The organism is Synechococcus sp. W70.1 (genome assembly GCF_047461515.1).
Lineage (GTDB): Bacteria > Cyanobacteriota > Cyanobacteriia > Thermostichales > Thermostichaceae > Thermostichus.
Map to the genome: position 1 here is coordinate 158229 of NZ_JANSHH010000025.1, position 17056 is coordinate 175284.

At 59.4% G+C, this 17056-nt stretch carries 16 protein-coding genes and 1 tRNA gene; 10 read left to right on the top strand and 7 right to left on the bottom strand.

The features are described 5' to 3' along the window. The first annotated feature begins 153 nt into the window (after positions 1-153). From NW808_RS06310 to galE, 4 genes are all read left to right on the top strand, one after another. Complete coding sequence (locus NW808_RS06310) at positions 154-645, top strand: FHA domain-containing protein (RefSeq protein ID WP_414410647.1); 492 nt, start codon at positions 154-156, stop codon at positions 643-645. Positions 646-712: 67 nt separating this feature from the next. Continuing rightward, positions 713-784, top strand: a tRNA-Gln gene (locus tag NW808_RS06315). Between the two features lie 99 nt (positions 785-883). Further along, positions 884-2365, top strand: coding sequence for a cobyric acid synthase (locus tag NW808_RS06320; protein WP_414420650.1), 1482 nt, complete (start codon positions 884-886; stop codon positions 2363-2365). Between the two features lie 68 nt (positions 2366-2433). Continuing rightward, entirely contained in the window at positions 2434-3429 is a 996-nt protein-coding gene (galE, locus tag NW808_RS06325) for a UDP-glucose 4-epimerase GalE (protein ID WP_414411387.1), read from the top strand. Between the two features lie 13 nt (positions 3430-3442). Here the strand turns inward: galE and NW808_RS06330 are convergent, their stop codons facing one another. Continuing rightward, entirely contained in the window at positions 3443-4558 is a 1116-nt protein-coding gene (locus NW808_RS06330) for an NAD(P)/FAD-dependent oxidoreductase (RefSeq protein WP_414420651.1), read from the bottom strand. A 197-nt stretch (positions 4559-4755) separates the two neighbouring features. Between NW808_RS06330 and NW808_RS06335 the strand changes: the two genes are divergently transcribed. After that, positions 4756-5388, top strand: coding sequence for a lysophospholipid acyltransferase family protein (locus tag NW808_RS06335; protein ID WP_414404926.1), 633 nt, complete (start codon positions 4756-4758; stop codon positions 5386-5388). Here NW808_RS06335 and NW808_RS06340 read toward each other — a convergent pair. Beyond that, positions 5376-5777: a (2Fe-2S) ferredoxin domain-containing protein gene (locus NW808_RS06340; RefSeq protein WP_414410642.1), complete on the bottom strand. Its 402-nt coding sequence runs from the start codon at positions 5775-5777 to the stop codon at positions 5376-5378. The genes NW808_RS06335 and NW808_RS06340 overlap by 13 nt on opposite strands. A gap of 79 nt (positions 5778-5856) precedes the next feature. Here NW808_RS06340 and NW808_RS06345 point away from each other — a divergent pair, with 79 nt between their 5' ends. Further along, on the top strand, positions 5857-6426 hold the full coding sequence (locus NW808_RS06345; protein ID WP_414420652.1) for a 2'-5' RNA ligase family protein: 570 nt from the start codon (positions 5857-5859) through the stop codon (positions 6424-6426). A gap of 11 nt (positions 6427-6437) precedes the next feature. Here NW808_RS06345 and gap read toward each other — a convergent pair whose 3' ends face one another. Beyond that, positions 6438-7457, bottom strand: coding sequence for a type I glyceraldehyde-3-phosphate dehydrogenase (gene gap / locus NW808_RS06350; protein ID WP_414420653.1), 1020 nt, complete (start codon positions 7455-7457; stop codon positions 6438-6440). Between the two features lie 245 nt (positions 7458-7702). Beyond that, entirely contained in the window at positions 7703-7990 is a 288-nt protein-coding gene (locus NW808_RS06355; protein WP_414420654.1) for a gas vesicle protein GvpG, read from the bottom strand. A gap of 282 nt (positions 7991-8272) precedes the next feature. Here NW808_RS06355 and NW808_RS06360 point away from each other — a divergent pair, with 282 nt between their 5' ends. Further along, positions 8273-8593, top strand: a complete 321-nt coding sequence (locus NW808_RS06360; RefSeq protein WP_414420655.1) for a hypothetical protein — start codon at positions 8273-8275, stop codon at positions 8591-8593. After that, positions 8562-8945: a class I SAM-dependent methyltransferase gene (locus NW808_RS06365; RefSeq protein ID WP_414420686.1), complete on the top strand. Its 384-nt coding sequence runs from the start codon at positions 8562-8564 to the stop codon at positions 8943-8945. The genes NW808_RS06360 and NW808_RS06365 overlap by 32 nt, the downstream gene beginning before the upstream one ends. 27 nt (positions 8946-8972) lie before the next feature. Here NW808_RS06365 and NW808_RS06370 read toward each other — a convergent pair whose 3' ends face one another. Continuing rightward, the gene (locus NW808_RS06370) at positions 8973-9554 is read right to left on the bottom strand and encodes a DUF726 domain-containing protein (protein WP_414420656.1); all 582 of its coding nucleotides are present in this window, start codon (positions 9552-9554) and stop codon (positions 8973-8975) included. A gap of 802 nt (positions 9555-10356) precedes the next feature. Beyond that, on the bottom strand, positions 10357-12135 hold the full coding sequence (locus NW808_RS06375; protein ID WP_414420657.1) for a flavin reductase: 1779 nt from the start codon (positions 12133-12135) through the stop codon (positions 10357-10359). A 154-nt stretch (positions 12136-12289) separates the two neighbouring features. On the opposite strand from NW808_RS06375, the gene NW808_RS06380 reads away from it, so the two are divergent. Both NW808_RS06380 and NW808_RS06385 read left to right on the top strand, forming a co-directional pair. Next, a complete protein-coding gene (locus NW808_RS06380) occupies positions 12290-15055 on the top strand; it encodes a cation-translocating P-type ATPase (RefSeq protein ID WP_414420658.1) in 2766 nt (921 codons plus the stop codon). 363 nt (positions 15056-15418) lie between these two features. Then, positions 15419-16603, top strand: coding sequence for a response regulator (locus tag NW808_RS06385; RefSeq protein WP_414420659.1), 1185 nt, complete (start codon positions 15419-15421; stop codon positions 16601-16603). Positions 16604-16609: 6 nt separating this feature from the next. On the opposite strand, the gene NW808_RS06390 is transcribed toward NW808_RS06385, so the two are convergent. Then, positions 16610-16966 carry a HesB/IscA family protein gene (locus NW808_RS06390; protein WP_414420660.1) on the bottom strand — a complete coding sequence of 119 codons (357 nt, stop codon included), beginning with the start codon at positions 16964-16966 and terminating at the stop codon, positions 16610-16612. Positions 16967-17056: the final 90 nt, after the last annotated feature.

A 17056-nucleotide genomic window follows, 5' to 3' on the forward strand; every position in this document is an offset into this window, starting at 1 on the left:
GCCTGATGCAAAATTTGGAGGAGGTGGGAACCTGCAAGTTGCGGGTTTTGTGAGTTGCCTGGAAAGCCTAGGTTGAATGGGGTGTGCTTGAAGGTGGGAGAGGGAAAGCCGTTGCCATCTAACCTCAACGACTTTTTTACTGCGACTACAGAAGTGGGCGGAGCACAGCTGTCCGCTAGCCAGGAGTTGGAACTGGCAGAAGAGCTGTTCGAGCCAGTTCCCGAGCAACCTCTGTCCTATCCGGAGTTCACCCTTTGCCTCTGTCATCCTGTGCGGCCCTGCAGCTACATCCTGCGGGGGGATATCTACACCATTGGCCGGGACCCTTCCAACACCATCCAGATTGTCAACCAGTTTGTCTCGCGCCGCCATGCTTACCTGGTGCGGGTGCCTACCCGGTCTAGCCGCACAGGGTTTACCTACTGTCTCATCGACGGCGACCGCCAAGGGCACTCCAGCACCAACGGCGTATTCGTCAACGGCAGCCGCGTGGCTACCCACTACCTGAGAAGTGGGGATGTCATTTACTTTGGGCCGGAGATCCGGGCCTACTTCTTCGAAGTGGTCCCCATCCCCCAGCTGCCCAGCCCTTCTGAGGTCGACTCTGGCCCTCTGGCAAATAGCTGCAGCTTCCCCGCGACCTAGGCGACCAAGGAACCGTTGACAGATTCAAGGCCACATCGCTATATTGAGCTAGCTAGGCAAGGTAAATTGGGGCATCGCCAAGTGGTAAGGCAGCGGGTTTTGGTCCCGCCATTCGGTGGTTCGAATCCATCTGCCCCAGCTCGAGTGAGTTTGCGTGGGAGAGGAAGCTGCTTCCCTCCCTTTTCTTCTGCCCCTTTGGAGGGAGGGTCTGCCCGTCGAAAAGCTCAGGGGATCCGCAATGGCCCAGCTGTGCCGCTCCTTGATGGTGGTGGGGACAGCTTCCCATGTGGGCAAGACCCTTGTGGTGGCTGCCCTCTGTCGCCTCCTGAAGAAGGCGGGGAAGAGGGTTTCCCCCTTCAAGGCCCAGAACATGTCGCTGAATGCCTATGTCACTGCCGAGGGCCACGAGATTGCCTACGCGCAGGCCCTGCAGGCCTGGGCCGCCGGGATCCCGCCCGCCGTGGAGATGAACCCGATTTTGCTCAAGCCCCAGGGCAACCTAACTTCCCAGGTGGTCCTCAACGGCGTGGCGGTGGACACCTGTTGTGCCAGTGAGTATTACGAGCGCTGGTTTGCGCCTGCCTGGGAGGCAGTGAAAACAGCCCTGGCTCGCCTGCAGCAGCAGTACGAGTGGATTGTCTGCGAGGGGGCGGGCAGTCCGGCAGAGGTCAACCTCAAGCAGCGGGATCTGGCCAACATGCGGGTGGCTTTGCATCTGGGATCCCCCACCTGGCTGGTGGCAGATATTGACCGAGGGGGGGCGCTAGCCCATGTGGTGGGCACCCTGCAGTTGCTGGAGCCAGAGGAACGGGCCCTGATCCGCGGCATTGTCATCAACAAGTTTCGCGGCGCGCGGGAGCTGCTGCAGCCTGGCCTCGATTGGCTGGAGAACTACACCGGGATCCCCGTGGTTGGAGTTCTGCCCTGGCTGGACTGGACGCTGCCGCAGGAAGATTCGCTGGGCCTGGAGGCCGGCCCCCACCTCTGGGAAGTTCGCCGTCCCCGGCGGGGAGACCGGCTGGAGATTGCCGTGGTTCGCCTGCCCCAGGTGGCCAATTTCTCCGACTTCGACCCCTTGCTAGCAGAGCCCAGCGTCCATCTGCGCTGGGTTGGCCCTGGCCAGAGCCTGGGATCCCCCGATGTGGTCATCCTGCCCGGCAGCAAAACCACCCTCAAGGATCTGCTGGTGCTGCGCCAGAGTGGCCTAGCCGACCAACTGCGCCACTATTCCGGCCACATTGTTGGCATCTGCGGCGGGCTGCAGATGTTGGGACAAACCATCGCCGATCCTGAAGGCCGAGAGGGAGTTGCCGGCACCTACCCCGGGTTGGGCCTCTTGCCGCTGACCACTGTCTTGCAGCCCACCAAGGTCACCCAGCAGGTGCAAACACAAAGCCGCTGGCCTGCCACCACCCCTGTCCAGGGGTATGAGATCCACCAAGGATCTACCCAGGCCAATTCCTCAGGCTGCCTGCCGATCTTTGAGCAAGAAGGCTTGGGTTGGCGGGATCCCACAGGCCGGGTCTGGGGCAGCTATCTACACGGCCTCTTCGACAACCACCGCTGGCGGCGGCAATGGCTAAACTGGCTGCGCCGACAAAAAGGCTGGGATCCCTTGCCAGAACTGGAGGGCCACTACGCCCAGCAGCGGGAAGAACTGCTGGATCGCCTGGCAGAAGCTTGGCGGCCTCATCTCGAGTGGCAGCAGCTTTTGGAATAGGGCGGGGCAATAGCCGAGGCCTGCGAGAATGGCTGTATTCTAGACAGGGATTTCCTTCCCCCTGGCCTATGCGGCTTCTGGTTACAGGCGGCGCAGGCTATATCGGCAGCCACACCTGTAAAGCCCTGGCGGCCCATGGCCACCTGCCGATTGCCTACGACAACCTGGTTTACGGCCACCCCTGGGCTGTTCGCTGGGGGCCCTTGGAAATTGGCGACATTGCCGACCGCCATCGGCTAGATCAAGTCATCCGGCAGTACCGCCCCGAAGGGGTAATTCACTTTGCCGCCTATGCCTACGTGGGCGAGTCGGTCAAGGATCCGGGCAAATACTACCGCAACAACGTGGCCGGATCCCTGACCTTGTTGGAGGCGATGCGGGATCACGGGATCCCCTACCTGGTGTTCTCCAGCACCTGTGCCACTTACGGCGTGCCGGAGCAGATCCCCATCCCGGAAACCCACCCCCAGCGCCCCATCAACCCCTACGGCCAGAGCAAACTCATGGTGGAGCAGATGCTGCGGGACTTCCAGCTTGCCTACGGGATCCAATCCGTTAGCCTGCGCTACTTCAATGCCGCTGGCGCCGATCCTGACGGCGAAATCGGCGAGGCCCATGACCCAGAAACCCACCTCATCCCCCTAGCCCTAGAAGTTGCCGCTGGCCAGCGCTCTCACCTAACCATCTTTGGGGATGACTACGATACCCCTGACGGTACCTGTATCCGCGACTTCATCCATGTTGCCGACCTGGCGCAAGCCCATGTCTTGGCCCTAGAGGCGCTGGCGGCTGGCAAGCCTCTGCAACCTGCTTACAACTTGGGCAATGGCCAAGGTTTTTCTGTCCGGGAGGTGATTGCCACAGCCGAGGCCGTGACCGGCAAGCAGATCCCTGTGCAAGTGGGGGCACGCCGACCCGGGGATCCGCCGCGGCTGGTGGGCGACGCCACGGCCATTACCCGTGACCTCAACTGGCGGCCCCGCTATACCAACTTGGCTGAGATCCTTCAAACTGCCTGGTGCTGGCAGCAGAAGCGGCCCTATTTTCAAAGACCACGTTGCTAGTGCTCCGTGCTACTCACTTCTGGCGGGGGGCAAAGGCGCTGAGGGTGTCCAGGTCGGTTTTGCCTTCTAGGATCAAGTCTCGCAGGATGGCGGCGCTAATGGGAGCCAGCAAGACCCCATTGCGATAGTGGCCAGTGGCAACGAGCAGATTGGCATAGCCAGGAGCCGGCCCTAGGATGGGAGCGCGCTGCCCCAGGGGTCGCGGCCGCTGGCCGGCCCAGTGCTCCAATAGCCTTGCTTCCGCCAAAGCTGGGCAAAGCCGGATGGCGCGGGTCAGTAGATCCTGAAGAGCCAGCAGGGTTGGCCCGGCGTGGGAGGCCTGAAATTCCACCGTCGCCCCCACCCACAGGGATCCATCGCCCAGAGGAACCAAGTTGAGATCCCCGTCAGCCACCACTGGCCCCCACGGGATCCCAGCAGCTTGAATCCGCAGGGCCTGGCCCTTAACAGCTTGCAGCGGCATCTGCAAGCCCAGCTCTTTGGCCAGAGCAGAGCTGCCCAGCCCAGCAGCGAGAACAACGTACCCCGCCGCCAAGGTGAGGGATGGGGTGTGAACCACCTCTACGCGAAAGGGGGGATCTGGGCTGCGCTGAAAGCTGTAAACCGGTTGGTGAAAGAAAAAGCGGGCTCCTCGGCGCTGAGCTGCCTCCAAGAGCGCCTGCGTGAAGAGCTTGGGGTGGATCTGGCGATCGCGGGGAGAGTAGATAGCCCCCGCCAGGTCGCTACGCAGGCCAGGCTGCAGGGATCTCACCTCCGCCGGACTCAGCCACTGGAGGTCATAGCCCGCCTGTTGACGAGCTGCCAGGGTCTCTCGCCAGGCTGCTACCTCCTCCTCCTGGAGGAGCCGGAGGATGCCGCGCCGATTGACGGGCAAGGTGCGGCCCAAGTCTGCTTCCAGCCGAGCAATCAGGGGATCAAACTGCTCCAGGCTTTTTAGGCGCAACTGCACCACCTCCCCGCTGGGTTGGCGGCTGCAGACTCCCATCAACACCCCCAGCGACGCGCCGGTAGCCCCTGAGGCCGGCTCCCCAGCATCTACCCCAATGACTGATAGCCCTGCTGCTGCTAGCTCATAGGCGATGGCACAACCCACCACCCCGCAGCCAATGACCAACGCGTCACAGTTCACGACTCCTCCTCGATCCTGCCGGGCGCGGTGATCTTGAACTGCTGGCTCCCGACTTCGCCTATGAACCGCTCCCCAATTGTGCTGGAGGTTTTTCTCAGTCTAGATGCTAGCGTTCGCTGTTTGTTCCCTCCGCTACCCCTCTCCCCTACACTCAAAGAGGGAGCTGTTGCTAACTCTAGAGAATCTCGAGCTTTGCGATGGGCTATCGCCGCCGGGATTGGTTGGCCTACTGGCTGCTCAAGTGGCTAGTGGTCAACCCGCTGTTTCGGGGACTGTATTTTGGCCGCACCTATGGGCAGGAAAATGTGCCTCGCCAGGGATCCCTCATTATCGTCAGCAACCATGCTAGCCACCTGGATCCGCCCTTGCTGGCCAACGCGGTGCGCCGCCCTGTAGCCTTCATGGCCAAAGAAGAGCTGTTCCGAGTGCCCGTGCTCAAGCAGGTGATCCGGTTCTACGGCGCCTATCCAGTAAAAAGAGGTGGGGCAGATCGCAGCGCCCTGCAGGCCACAGAGGCAGCTTTGGCCAAGGGATGGGCAGTAGGGATCTTTCTCAACGGCACCCGTACCCCCGATGGCCGCATTCCCCAGCCTCACCTGGGGGCAGCCTTGGTGGCAGCGCGCACCCAGACACCCCTGCTCCCTGTCGCCCTCTGGGGCACCGAGAAGGTGCTGCCCAAGGGATCCCGCTGGCCGCGTTTGTTTTGCCCCATCACCGTGCGCATCGGCAAGCTGATCCCCCCGCCAGTTTCTAGCGAGAAAGCTGAGCTGCAGCGGGTAACGGCAGCCTGTGTGGAGGCCATTCACCTCCTCCTGGATCAGGGGCGCTGAGGGGCAATCAGAGTAGCTTGGGCAACGAGGTACTCAGCCACCGGCTTCCCGCCCAGGATGTGCTCTTGCAGCACCCGCTCTATCACTGGCGGCGTGGCCGAGTGGTACCAAAACCCACCGGGGTACACCAGCAGCACAGGCCCGGGAACGCCATAGTTGCATGCCCGTAGGCAATTGGCCTTGGTGCGGTTGACGCGCAGAGAGCCAACGCCCGCCAGCTCTAGGTTCAACTGCTGAATCCGCAGCTTCAGGTATTCCCAGGCCTCCAGCCCCACCGCCTTTTCACAGCACTTGGGCTTGGTCTGGTCGGCGCAGAGAAATAGATGCCAATGGTAGGAGGGAATCGAAGCCGGCTGAGGCTCTGGAGAGACAGGGGAAAGCTGGGTCATGGGGGATTCTTACCACTGCGTCGCTAGATAATTAGGCGATGCCCTAGCCTGGAGGAAAGTACCTCTTGCCTGCTTGGCAATGCTCATCAATGCTCCCCAGCAGCGGTTGTTTCTTGCCCTTCTTCCTCCAGCAGACCTGCAGGAGCAGGTGACGGCAATCAAACAACAGTTTGCCGAGCAATTTGCCAGCCGAGCAGCCCTGCGCTCACCCCCTCACATCACCCTCGTGCCTCCTTTTGAGTGGCCCACCGCTGAGCTGGCAGCCCTGACGGGGTCCCTGGAAGAATTTGCCAAAGAGCAGGCCCCAGTTACCGTTGAGCTGCATGGCTTTGGCGCTTTTGCGCCGCGGGTTATCTATATTCACGTTGAGCCCTCCTCAGAGCTGCAGCAGTTGCAGGCTAGGGCCCAGCAGCACATGAGCCTTCTTCTCAGGCAGCAGGCCACAACACCTCCCCCTCGTCCTTTTGTGCCTCACATAACGGTAGCCTTTCGAGATCTCCGGCCAGACCAGTTCCGCGCTGCCTGGCCACTCTTCCAGAATCGTCCCTTCCAGGGATCCTTCCTCGCCTCTGCCCTCACTCTCCTCGTCCACGACGGCAAGCGCTGGCAAGTTTTTGCCGAATTTCCCCTTTCTGCCGCTAAGGGATGAGGACTGGTCAACTACTCTACCCAGCGAGCAGCCATGTATTCAGCCAGATCCAGCACTCGCTGCGAGTAGCCCCACTCGTTGTCGTACCAGGCCATGACCTTAACCAGATCCCCGTCCAGGACGCTGGTCAGCTCTGCATCCACAATGGCGGAGCAACTGTGGCCCTGGTAGTCGATAGAAACCAAGGGAACGTCTGAGTAGGCGATGATCCCTTTCATGGTCGTTTCCGAGGCTTCCTTCAGGGCGGCGTTGACCTCCTCGGCAATTACTTGGCGCTCTGTTTGCACCACCAAATCCACCAAAGAGACATTGGGCGTGGGAACCCGTACCGCCACCCCGTTGAGCTTGCCTTTCAATTCAGGAATCACCAGCGCCACCGCCTTGGCTGCCCCCGTCGTAGTTGGCACCATGCTCAGCGCTGCTGCCCGCGCCCGCCGCAAATCGCGGTGGCCTCCATCCAGAATGCGCTGGTCGCCCGTGTAGCTGTGGGTGGTGGTCATGGTAGCCCGCCGCACACCGAACTTGTCCAGCAGCACTTTGAGAATCGGGGCAAGGCAGTTGGTGGTGCAGCTAGCGTTGCTGACAATGTTGTGCCGCACCGGGTCGTAGGTGTGCTGGTTAACACCATAGACAAAGGTAGGGATGTCACTTCCCTTAGCTGGGGCAGTGATCACCACCTTTTTGGCTCCCGCCTCCAGGTGCTTGGAGGCCCCCTGGTAGTCCAAGAAAACGCCGGTGGCCTCGATTACAAGATCCACCTTCCACTCTTTCCAGGGGAGGTTGCTGGGGTTGCGCTCGGAAACGGCATGGATGTGCTTGCCGTTAATTAGCAAACCACCCTCGCTAGCCTCCACTTCCACTCCTTGTAGGGTTCCAAGGATGGAGTCGTACTTGAGCAAATGGGCAGCCGTGCGAGCGTCTGAAGTGTCGTTGATGGCAACAATATCGACATTGGACTGCGGACGACTTAGCCAACAGCGCAAAAAGTTGCGACCAATACGACCAAATCCGTTGATGGCTACCCTAACCACTGCCTTGACCTCGCTGCTTCCAATTGTTCGGGGGCTGCTTAGCCCATGATACCGCAAGCCCTGAACATTCTGAATCTGAAGATGAAGTTCAGGCTCTGGCGAGCTTGGCGCTCCTCAATTGCGTGGGTAGGGGGCAGACTGCCGGCTGCTACGGCAAGCAGACTCCTTGCCTGTAGCTAGGCTCAAAGACTGCAACCGCTCCGAGGTACCTAGCTTTTGGTTGCATCAGCGGGATAGATTCCTTCTTAGGGCAAGCTGTCTTGGGGGCATGGCAAAGAGTTTTGAGGATCCCTTGCTTCCCCATTGGTAGCTGCTTCGGCTTCCGCCAGGGCTTGCAAAGTCAGCAAGATCTCCTCTTCTCGGCGGGTATAGGTCTCCTCGTCGATCTCCCCTAGATCAAGCTGGATCTGCAGAGCTGTAAGCTCTTTCTGGAGGTTTTCCCTGCTGTCAAGTTGCGCCTCGGCCCGCTCGCGAATCTGCTCTGCTAGCCATAGCAAGCCCTGCGCTGGCCACGTCAACAACTGCCAAACCATCCTTGCTTTCCTGGTAAGGACAGGTCGATTCTACTCAACGCAGATCCTGCCTGCACGCAAGGCCAGCTAGCCAGAGCCAAGCAAAGGCAGCTCCTCTAGCGGCGGCTGGGCTAGCTGTTCCGAGAGCATCAACTCTCGCTCAGAGGGCACGCACAGAGGGATCCCTGCCGGTGGACTCTACTGCGAGTTGCCTCTGTTCCAGCACCTCCAGCGGGGGGTGTTGTGTGCTGCCTGGCTGCTAGCATGAAAATATGGTCATATAAGCAAACACAGGTCAGCAAGATGAAGCAACACTGGGAGAACGGCTACAAGACCGAGCGAGCCGAGTCTCTCAGTTGGTTTCAGCCACGCGCTGAGCGGTCGCTGCGTCTTATTCGGGAGACGGGGTTGGGCTTCTCAGCCTCGATTATTGACGTTGGCGGGGGAGCGTCCAGGTTGGTAGATGAACTGCTGGAGGCGGGCTACCGCAAGCTAACAGTTCTCGATATCTCTGCGGCAGCTCTGGCAGTGGCAAAGGCCCGCTTGGGGAAACACAGTCAACTGGGTAGAGGGCGACATTACCCAGCTAACTCTGCCGGCCAACACCTACGACATTTGGCATGACCGGGCAACGTTTCACTTTCTTACGAATCCTCAAGATCGGCGAGCATACGTGGCCAATGTCCTGAGAGCAGTAAAGCCAGGAGGGTTTGCTATCATAGCTGCCTTCGGTGAAGACAGGCCTACGCAATGCACTGGCCTGCCTGTTGTGCGCTACTCGCCCGATCTCTTGCAGGCAGAGTTCGGTAGCGCTTTCAACCTCCTAAAGTATGAGCAAGAAGAACACCGCACCCCCGCTGGCGCTGTGCAAAAGTTTGTGTACTGCTGTTTCCAGACAAAGCCAACTGCTCTTGAAGCTGAGCTCTCTCCGGAGGGTGACCGCCAGCAACAAAAGTCTCTGGTTGTGGTTTTCTAGGGCTAGAGGCTAGCTGCAGTTAACCACCTAGCGCAGGCGACTGCAGCGAGCTTTCCAGTCCAGCTTCTGATCCAGAAGGAGCTCCAGGTGAGGTAGATAGGCTTTGTAGCTGTGCTCTACAGAGCCAATTGAGTGAGTGGCATTAAGGTTCTCGATTCTGGGGTGAAACTCTTTAATTGGCTTGATCCCGCAGGGGCTGCGGTTGAGGGATGGGACTTTGAAGACGTAGGCCAAAACCAGATCGTCTTCGTTGTAGATATTCACCAGTTTTCCCGTGATATTTTCTACATGCAGGCTCCACTGCTTATCGGCTTGCCTTCTGACAGCACCGCTGAGCAGAATGATATCTTTAAGGCGCGGATCTACAGTCTTAGGCCAACCTCGCATAATGTAGTAGGCTACCCTAGCTCCCAAGGAAAACCCCATCAGCGTAATCTGTCTTTCCGGCAAAGAGGAGAGCAGAGGATAGCCATAGTCAAGCCCCACTTTTTTGGCTTTAGCTTTGTGGGCTTCCCAATGGGCAAGTAGTCCTACGCCAAGCTTGAGGGTAGATAAGGCCAAGCTCATCGGATTGGAAGCATCCCACCAGAGGTAGTATAGGGATCCCATGCACCCAGCCCGTCGGAGTGTTTCCCACAATAGTCTTTTTTTCCAAGGTTGGGTTTCGCCTTCGCTGAGAAAACCGTTGATAAAAACCGGGGCCTCGTCCCAGCCTAGGGAGGGCTCGATAGGGATCAGCTCAGGCTTGTGGTGGACAGCTTCTTCGACAAGATAGTTTCAGGTTCCGTCAGCAAGAGTTCCCGCAAGATGGAGAGCAGTTGCGCTAGCTCCAGCAAGAACTTCTCCTGCTCCTCGATCGACCTTAGTACCTAGGTCGAAAGCAGCTTGGGCAACTGCTTGAGTCGCCTGACCGACGACCTTAGCAGTGCCAAGGACAGCACCTGCAGATTTTCCCACAACCTCGGCAGCAATCTCCGCAGCCGCCTTTGGGGCTCCCCAAAGGATTTCCTCGATGATCCCCATGATTGCTTTCTCCTTGAAAGCAGAGACCAGCAGAGATTGCCCACCTAGAATACTTTCTTCGAGGCGATAGTCTTTAGTATGGGAATCACATAAGGCTTGTAGTCTTTATCCTCATTAATGAGGGCTTCTGCAATTTTGGAAGTTTCTTTGCTGATCTCAGTAAGCGCTTCTGCGGTTTTCTTCGTAGCTTCGGTAGCTGGATCAACAACAGTTTTCGCAACTGTCTCGGCAAGCTGGCAAGCAACCGCAGCAGTGCCAGCGACTGCCTCTACAGCTTTTCCGCCAATCTGGGTAGGAGCGTCTAGGAGGCTCTGAAAAATCTCTTTTATGGTTACTTCTCCCGTGAGAGCGAAGACTTAGCAAAGAACTTAACTTGTTCCACTTTACTCTACCCGCGCCGCATGGCGGTAACTCCTGTGGGATCTAGCACCTTGCCGCGCTCTGCCTCGGCATAGACTAGGTAGCGATCGCCACACTCCATCCAACTTTTGACACGGCACTCTAGGTAAGCCAGGGCATCCAAAAGGATCGGGCAGCCATTCTCGGCAGTGGCAATGGCTAGACCAGCAAAGCGCTCTTCGCCAGGGCGTTGAGGCCGTTGAAAGTGCCGCTGCAGGCTGCTGCTTTTGCCCTCCCGCAAAATGTTGAGTACAAAGGGCACCTGGGGACGGGTAAGCAACTCTGCCTCGCTTTCCTTGCTCACAGAGAGGGTAAGGCCTGGGGGGTTGAAGCTGGCCTGGGCCACTGACCAGGTGAGAAAGCCGCGCGGGATCCCATCTTGCAGGGCGGTAACCACGCAGAGGGATCCCACTACCCGGCTGAAGGCCTGCACTAGCCGATCCGCCTGCGCTTCAACACCCCCTTGGCGGGAGGTGCGGGCTCGCTTGGCCTTGCGCAAGGCTTGGGCAAACTGGGATCCCGCCTCCTGACAGGCTTCCAGGATTGCATGGGTAGGCTTGAACCTAGCGCGGATGGTTGCAAACCCCAGGGTAAAGCCGGCATTGAGCAACTTGCTCTCAATGAGATCCACGGCTTCGCCGCTCCAGCCGTAGGAGCCAAAGACCCCGGCCAGCTTGGTGGTGGGAACGGAAGAGAGAATGATGCCCAGGGCCGTTTGGATTTGAACTGGAGGATGGCCGGCCAAGGTGGGGGATCCGATAATGAACCCCTGGCAGCGCTCTAGGGCTTGTGCAATCTCTTCAGGAGTGGCCCATTCACAGTTAATCCGCTCCACGGTAACTCCCGCCCGCTCCAAGCCTTGGGCAATAGCCACCGCCATCAGGCCGGTGTTCCCGTAGGCGGAGGTGTACAGGAGAGCTACCCGCTGCTCCAGGGGATTCTCCTCGCACCACAGGTGGTAATCCAATCGCAGCCGTCGCAGGCTGTGGCGCACCAGGGGGCCGTGGGCAGGGGCGTAGATTTGGGCGGGGAATTCTTCCAACTTGGCCAGGGCTGCCTTCACCTGGGGCGCTTGGCTGCGGTGCAGGCAGTCAAAGTAGTAGCGGCGGTCTTCGCTGAGCTGCCGCCAATGCTCGTCGAACACCTGCTCGTCGCACACATGAGCGCCAAACAGCTTGTCGGTAAAGAGGATCCCCGTGGCCGGATCGTAGGTGCAGAGGGCGTCGGGGTGGCGGGGCGTGGGCACGGTGCGAAAATGCAACTCATGGCCTTCCCCCAGATCCAGGCGATCCCCATCTCGGATCACGCGCAGGCGAAAGGACTGGTTAGCTCCGTAGGCAATGCCAAAATCGGCAGCCTCCTCTTCGTCACGGCTAGGAGTTGGGGATTCCATGCCTTCAAAGGCCGCTCGCAGGGTGAGGGATCCGGGCTTAGAGCAGAGCACCACCGCATAGGGAGCCAGCGGCAGAAGCGCTTTGAGGGTGGCGATGCGGTTGAAGTTGACGTGGCTCAGTAGGATAAAGTCCAGCCGCTGCAGGTACTGGTGTTGGGCCAGCTCCTCCAAGAAGATGTCGGTAAAGGATTCTCCTGGGGGATCGATGAGCAAGGTCTGCCGCGCCTGGATGAGATAACTATTAGCCGTGGTGCCCCGCTGCCGGGCATATTCCAGCTCAAACTTTAGGCGATTCCAGGTGCGGGAGCGAAAAACCAGGGTAGAGGAGCCAATGGTGGCCACCTGGACATCGCGAGCAGGAGTCTTGCTCTCCATAGCAGCCTCCGATGCGGCATCTGTCCCCACCTTGCCACGAAATCAGCGAGACTGGGATCCTCTTTGGAAAACTTCGAAAGACCCGCTACTGGAGCGGGATCAGAGGGCTGACAACAGCTAACGTACAATTTGTCTATTGACCCTGAGTGTCCCCATGATCCAAGCTGCTGGATCTCCTCATTCGGATGCCCCTGCTTGGCATAGCCTGCCTCTTCCGGCTGTTATCCAGAAGTTGCAAAGCGACCCCGACTGTGGCCTGACTAGCCAGCAGGTTACCCAAAGGCAGCGGGAATACGGCCCCAACGAGCTGATCTCCTCTCCTGGCCGCAGCGCCTGGCAGCTCTTCCTTGACCAATTCCGCAATGTCATGCTGCTGATGCTGATCGCCGTGGCGGCGATCTCAGCCCTTTTGGATCTGCAAAAGGGAGAGTTTCCTAAGGACGCCCTGGCCATTCTGCTGGTGGTGGGTCTCAATGGCTTGCTGGGCTACTTGCAAGAAAGCCGCGCGGAAAAGGCGCTGGCCGCCCTGAAAAAACTGGCCTCCCCCAGCGTGCGGGTGCAGCGGGACGGCCTGTGGCAGGAGATCCCTGCTAACCAGTTGGTGCCAGGGGATCGGGTGCTGCTGGAAGCCGGGGTGCAGATCCCAGCCGACGGGCGCTTGGTGGAAGCAGTCAACCTCCAGGTGCGGGAGGCGGCTTTGACAGGGGAGGCGGTGCCGGTTACCAAGCAGGCCGATTGTGTCCTCCCCGAGGAAACTGAGCTCGGAGAGCGGCGCAACATGGCCTTCATGGGCACCGAGGTGCTCCAGGGGCGAGGGATCCTCTTGGTTACTGCCACCGGCATGAACACGGAGCTGGGCAAGGTGGCCAAGCTGCTCCAAGCAGTGGAAAACGAGCCCACTCCCCTGCAGCGGCGCATGAGCCAGTTGGGCAATGTGCTGGTGTCGGGATCCCTGGTCTTGGTGGCTCTGGTGGTGATCGTTGGGCTGCTGCAGGCCAGAAGCCTAGCGCCTTTCACCTCGCTGCTGGAAACTTCCCTCAGCATGGCCGTGGCGGTGGTTCCGGAAGGGCTGCCGGCTGTAACCACGGTTACCTTGGCTATTGGAACCCAGCGCATGGCGCGCCGCAACGCCCTCATCCGCCGCCTGCCAGCCGTGGAGACGCTGGGATCCGTCACCACCATCTGCTCCGACAAAACCGGCACCCTCACCGAAAACAAAATGGTGGTCACCGACATCCTCACTCCCGACCGCCACTACCACGTCAGCGGCACTGGCTACATTCCCAAGGGATCCTTCTACTGCGGCGGCCAGCCCATCGATCCCCAGAGCGCCCCCGACCTGCAGGCCCTTCTCAGGGCTGTGGTCTTCTGCAACGACGCCCTGTTGCAAGCTGCCCTCCCAGCCCAGCGCGGCGCCGCCCCCACCTGGTCGATTCTGGGGGATCCCACGGAAGCCGCCCTGCTGGTGGCTGCTGCCAAGGCCAACCTGCAGAAAGCCTCTTTGCAGGAGCAGCACCCGCGGGTGCAGGAGATCCCTTTTAGCTCGGAGCGCAAGCGCATGAGCGTGGTGGTGCAAGAGGAGGGCAGCTATGGCGTCTACGTCAAGGGATCTGCCGAGCTGGTGCTGGAGCAGTGTGCCTATATCCAGAAAAGTGGAACTTGGCAGGCGCTGTCAGAAGCCGATCGACAAGCCATTCTGGCTGCCAACAACCGTTTGGCGGCCCAGGGCATCCGGGTTTTGGGGGTGGCCACCCAGCGGCTGCAGGGGATCCCGGAGAACCTCGAGGAGATCGAGCGCAACTTGGTTTGGCTAGGCTTAGTGGGCATGTACGATCCCCCTCGGCCCGAAGCGCGGGAAGCCGTAGCCCGCTGCCGCCAGGCCGGGATCCGCACCCTCATGGTAACCGGCGATCACCAACTCACTGCCATAGCTATTGCCCGCGAGCTGGGCATTCTCGACTCCGAGAGCCAGGCCATTGATGGGCGCACCCTCTCCCGCCTTAGCTTTGAGGAGCTGCTGCAGACGGTGCAAAGGGTCAACGTCTATGCCCGCGTGGCCCCCGAGCACAAGCTGCGCATCGTGCAGGCCCTGCAGAAACAAAACCAGTTTGTGGCCATGACGGGGGACGGGGTCAACGACGCCCCTGCCCTGCGCCAAGCAGATATCGGCATCGCCATGGGGATTACCGGCACCGATGTAAGCAAAGAGGCCAGCGACATGGTGCTTTTGGACGACAACTTTGCCACCATCGTGGCGGCCATTGAAGAAGGACGGGTGGTCTACAACAACATCCGCCGTTTTGTGAAATACATCTTGGGCAGCAACATCGGCGAGGTGTTGACTGTGGCGGCTACACCTCTCTTGGGCCTAGAGGACGTGCCGCTGACGCCCCTGCAGATCCTGTGGATGAACTTGGTAACCGACGGGCTGCCGGCTTTGGCTTTGGCAATGGAGCCAGCGGAGCCGGGGGTGATGCAGCGCCCTCCCTTCAACCCCAAGGAAAGCATCTTCGCCCAGGGGCTGGGAGCCTACATGGTGCGCGTCGGCGTGGTCTTTGCCATCTCCACGATCCTAATGATGGCCATCGTGAAAGCCCATATCCCCCACTGGCGCACGATGGTCTTTACCACCCTGTGCATTGCTCAGATGGGCCATGCGCTGGCGGCTCGCTCCAATGACAAGCTGACCATCGAGCTCAACCCCTTTTCCAATCCCTACCTGCTGGGGGCCGTGTTGGCCACTTTGCTGCTGCAGTTGGCCCTGCTCTATGTGCCCTTCCTGCGCAGCTTTTTCGGGACGGAAGAGTTGACCCTTTCAGAACTGCTCATTTGCATGGGCTTTAGCACCGTGGTGATGGTCTGGGTAGATCTGGAGAAACTCTACCGCCGCTGGCGCCAGGGATCCCGTCAAACCCCTTGAGCAGAAAGGCCGGGGAGTCTACCCTCCCCTCAGAGGGGTAGGGGAACTTTTTTGCTTCAGAAGTGACAATTGTTGTTTTGGCCAGCCTACGGATCCTTCGGAAGCCCCTGGCAGGAGATCCGGCAAGCCAGCCAAGCCCCGCTGGGATCCCTACCGTGGATCCACTGGCCCATCGCCTCAGGAGCAGCAGCACCCTAGGGGCCAAGGCCCTTGGCCAACTCTGTAAACTGAGATACACTTGAGAAGTCTCTCCGACGGCTGGAAGCCAAGTATCAGCGGGTTATCCTCGAGCTGTCGGCTGCTGTGCCAAAACCTCCTTGCTTCTCCATCCAGGTGCCCATGCAGGAGCTTGAGGTTAGTCTTTTGACTGGATCTAACTCCGCTTCCGCAGAGAAGGGACTTCTTCTCCTAATTGTGGACGATGATCCCAGCCAGCGGCTTTTGGCTCGTTACGCCCTGGAGCGAGAAGGCTACCACATCCTAGAAGCCGACAGCGGCTTAGCCTGCCTAGAAGCTGCAAGCCGCTACCAGCCAGATATAGTACTCCTGGATGCGGTGATGCCGGGCCTAGATGGGTTTGAGTGCTGCCGCCGCCTCCATGCCCAAAACCCTGACATGCCGATTTTAATCGTCACCGCTTTGGAAGACGAAGCTTTTGTCAACGAGGCTTTTGCTGCAGGAGCCAGTGACTACATCCCTAAGCCTATCCACTGGTCAGTTCTGAAGCGGCGGCTGCACCACTTGCTGCAAGTTAGCCAGGCCCAACGCCGTCTACAACAGCTTAACCAAGAACTGGAAGCCAAGGTGAAGGAGCGCACTGCTCAACTGGCCTGCCAGATAGCAGATTTGGAGCAGCTCAACCGCCTCAAAGACCACTTTTTGGCCGCGGTCTCCCACGAGCTGCGCACGCCCTTAACCAAAATCAGACTAGCCTTGGAACTCCTGGGCCGCACCCCCCTCAACGAGAAGCAGCGGCAGTACCAACGTATTGCTTTGGAAGAGTGCCAAGCCGAAATTGAGCTGATCAACCGACTGCTGGATCTGCAGGGCTTAGAAGCCAAGGAGTTGAGTTCTGAGGCTGCCGCTATCGATCTCCAGGGCCTCTGCAAAAACCTGCTTGATGAGGTGAGAGAACGGCTCCAAGCCCGCCAACTGAAGCTGGAGACTGCGGAACTGACCTCATTGCCCACAGCGTTCTACAGCTACCCGCAGCAGCTAACCCTGATCCTGAAGGAACTGCTAGAAAATGCCTGCAAGTTTACCCAGCCGGGCGGAACCCTCCGCTTAGAGGTGCAAGCCTTTCCCGGTGGAGTGGAGCTCAGAATCGGCAACACTGCCCAGATTGAGCCCGAACACTTGCCCCACATTTTCGAGCGCTTTTACCGCGTGCCCACTGTAGATCCCTGGACCCAGCCGGGCAGCGGTTTGGGGCTGGCTTTGGTGAAGCAGTGGGTGGAGTATCTGCGGGGCCACATCCAGGTCACTAGCCAAAAGGGGTGGACCTGGTTTGTACTACGCCTGCCCAGTCTAGTGCCATCCAATCCTTGAGGCCCCCTAATGGCCGACAGTAGCAGCAGTTTCAGCAGTGGCGAAGGAAGTGCCGCAGCCGCAGGTAGCCACGGCATTGGGATTCTTGAATTTGAAGCCACCCCCCAACAGATCTTCGGAAAAGTCGACAGTAAGGCCCTGGAGCAGGGTCATGCTCAAGGGATCCACCGCCACCCGGAGATCCCCAAAGTCGAAGGTGTGATCGTCGGGGTTGGCCTGGGACTCAAAGTTCATCACATAGGAGAGGCCGGAGCAGCCGCTGGGCTTGACCCCCAGGCGCAAGATGGGCTGGGATCCCTCTTTCTCGTACTTGCTGCGCAGGCGCTTTAGCTCTTGGATGGCGCTATCGGTCAAGGTGATCATGGCGGGAAAGCTGACACGTACCCCTATCCTAACAATCCTTTCCAGGCAGAAACAGTTGATAAGCTAGGGATCCCGTTCCTTAACGTTGTC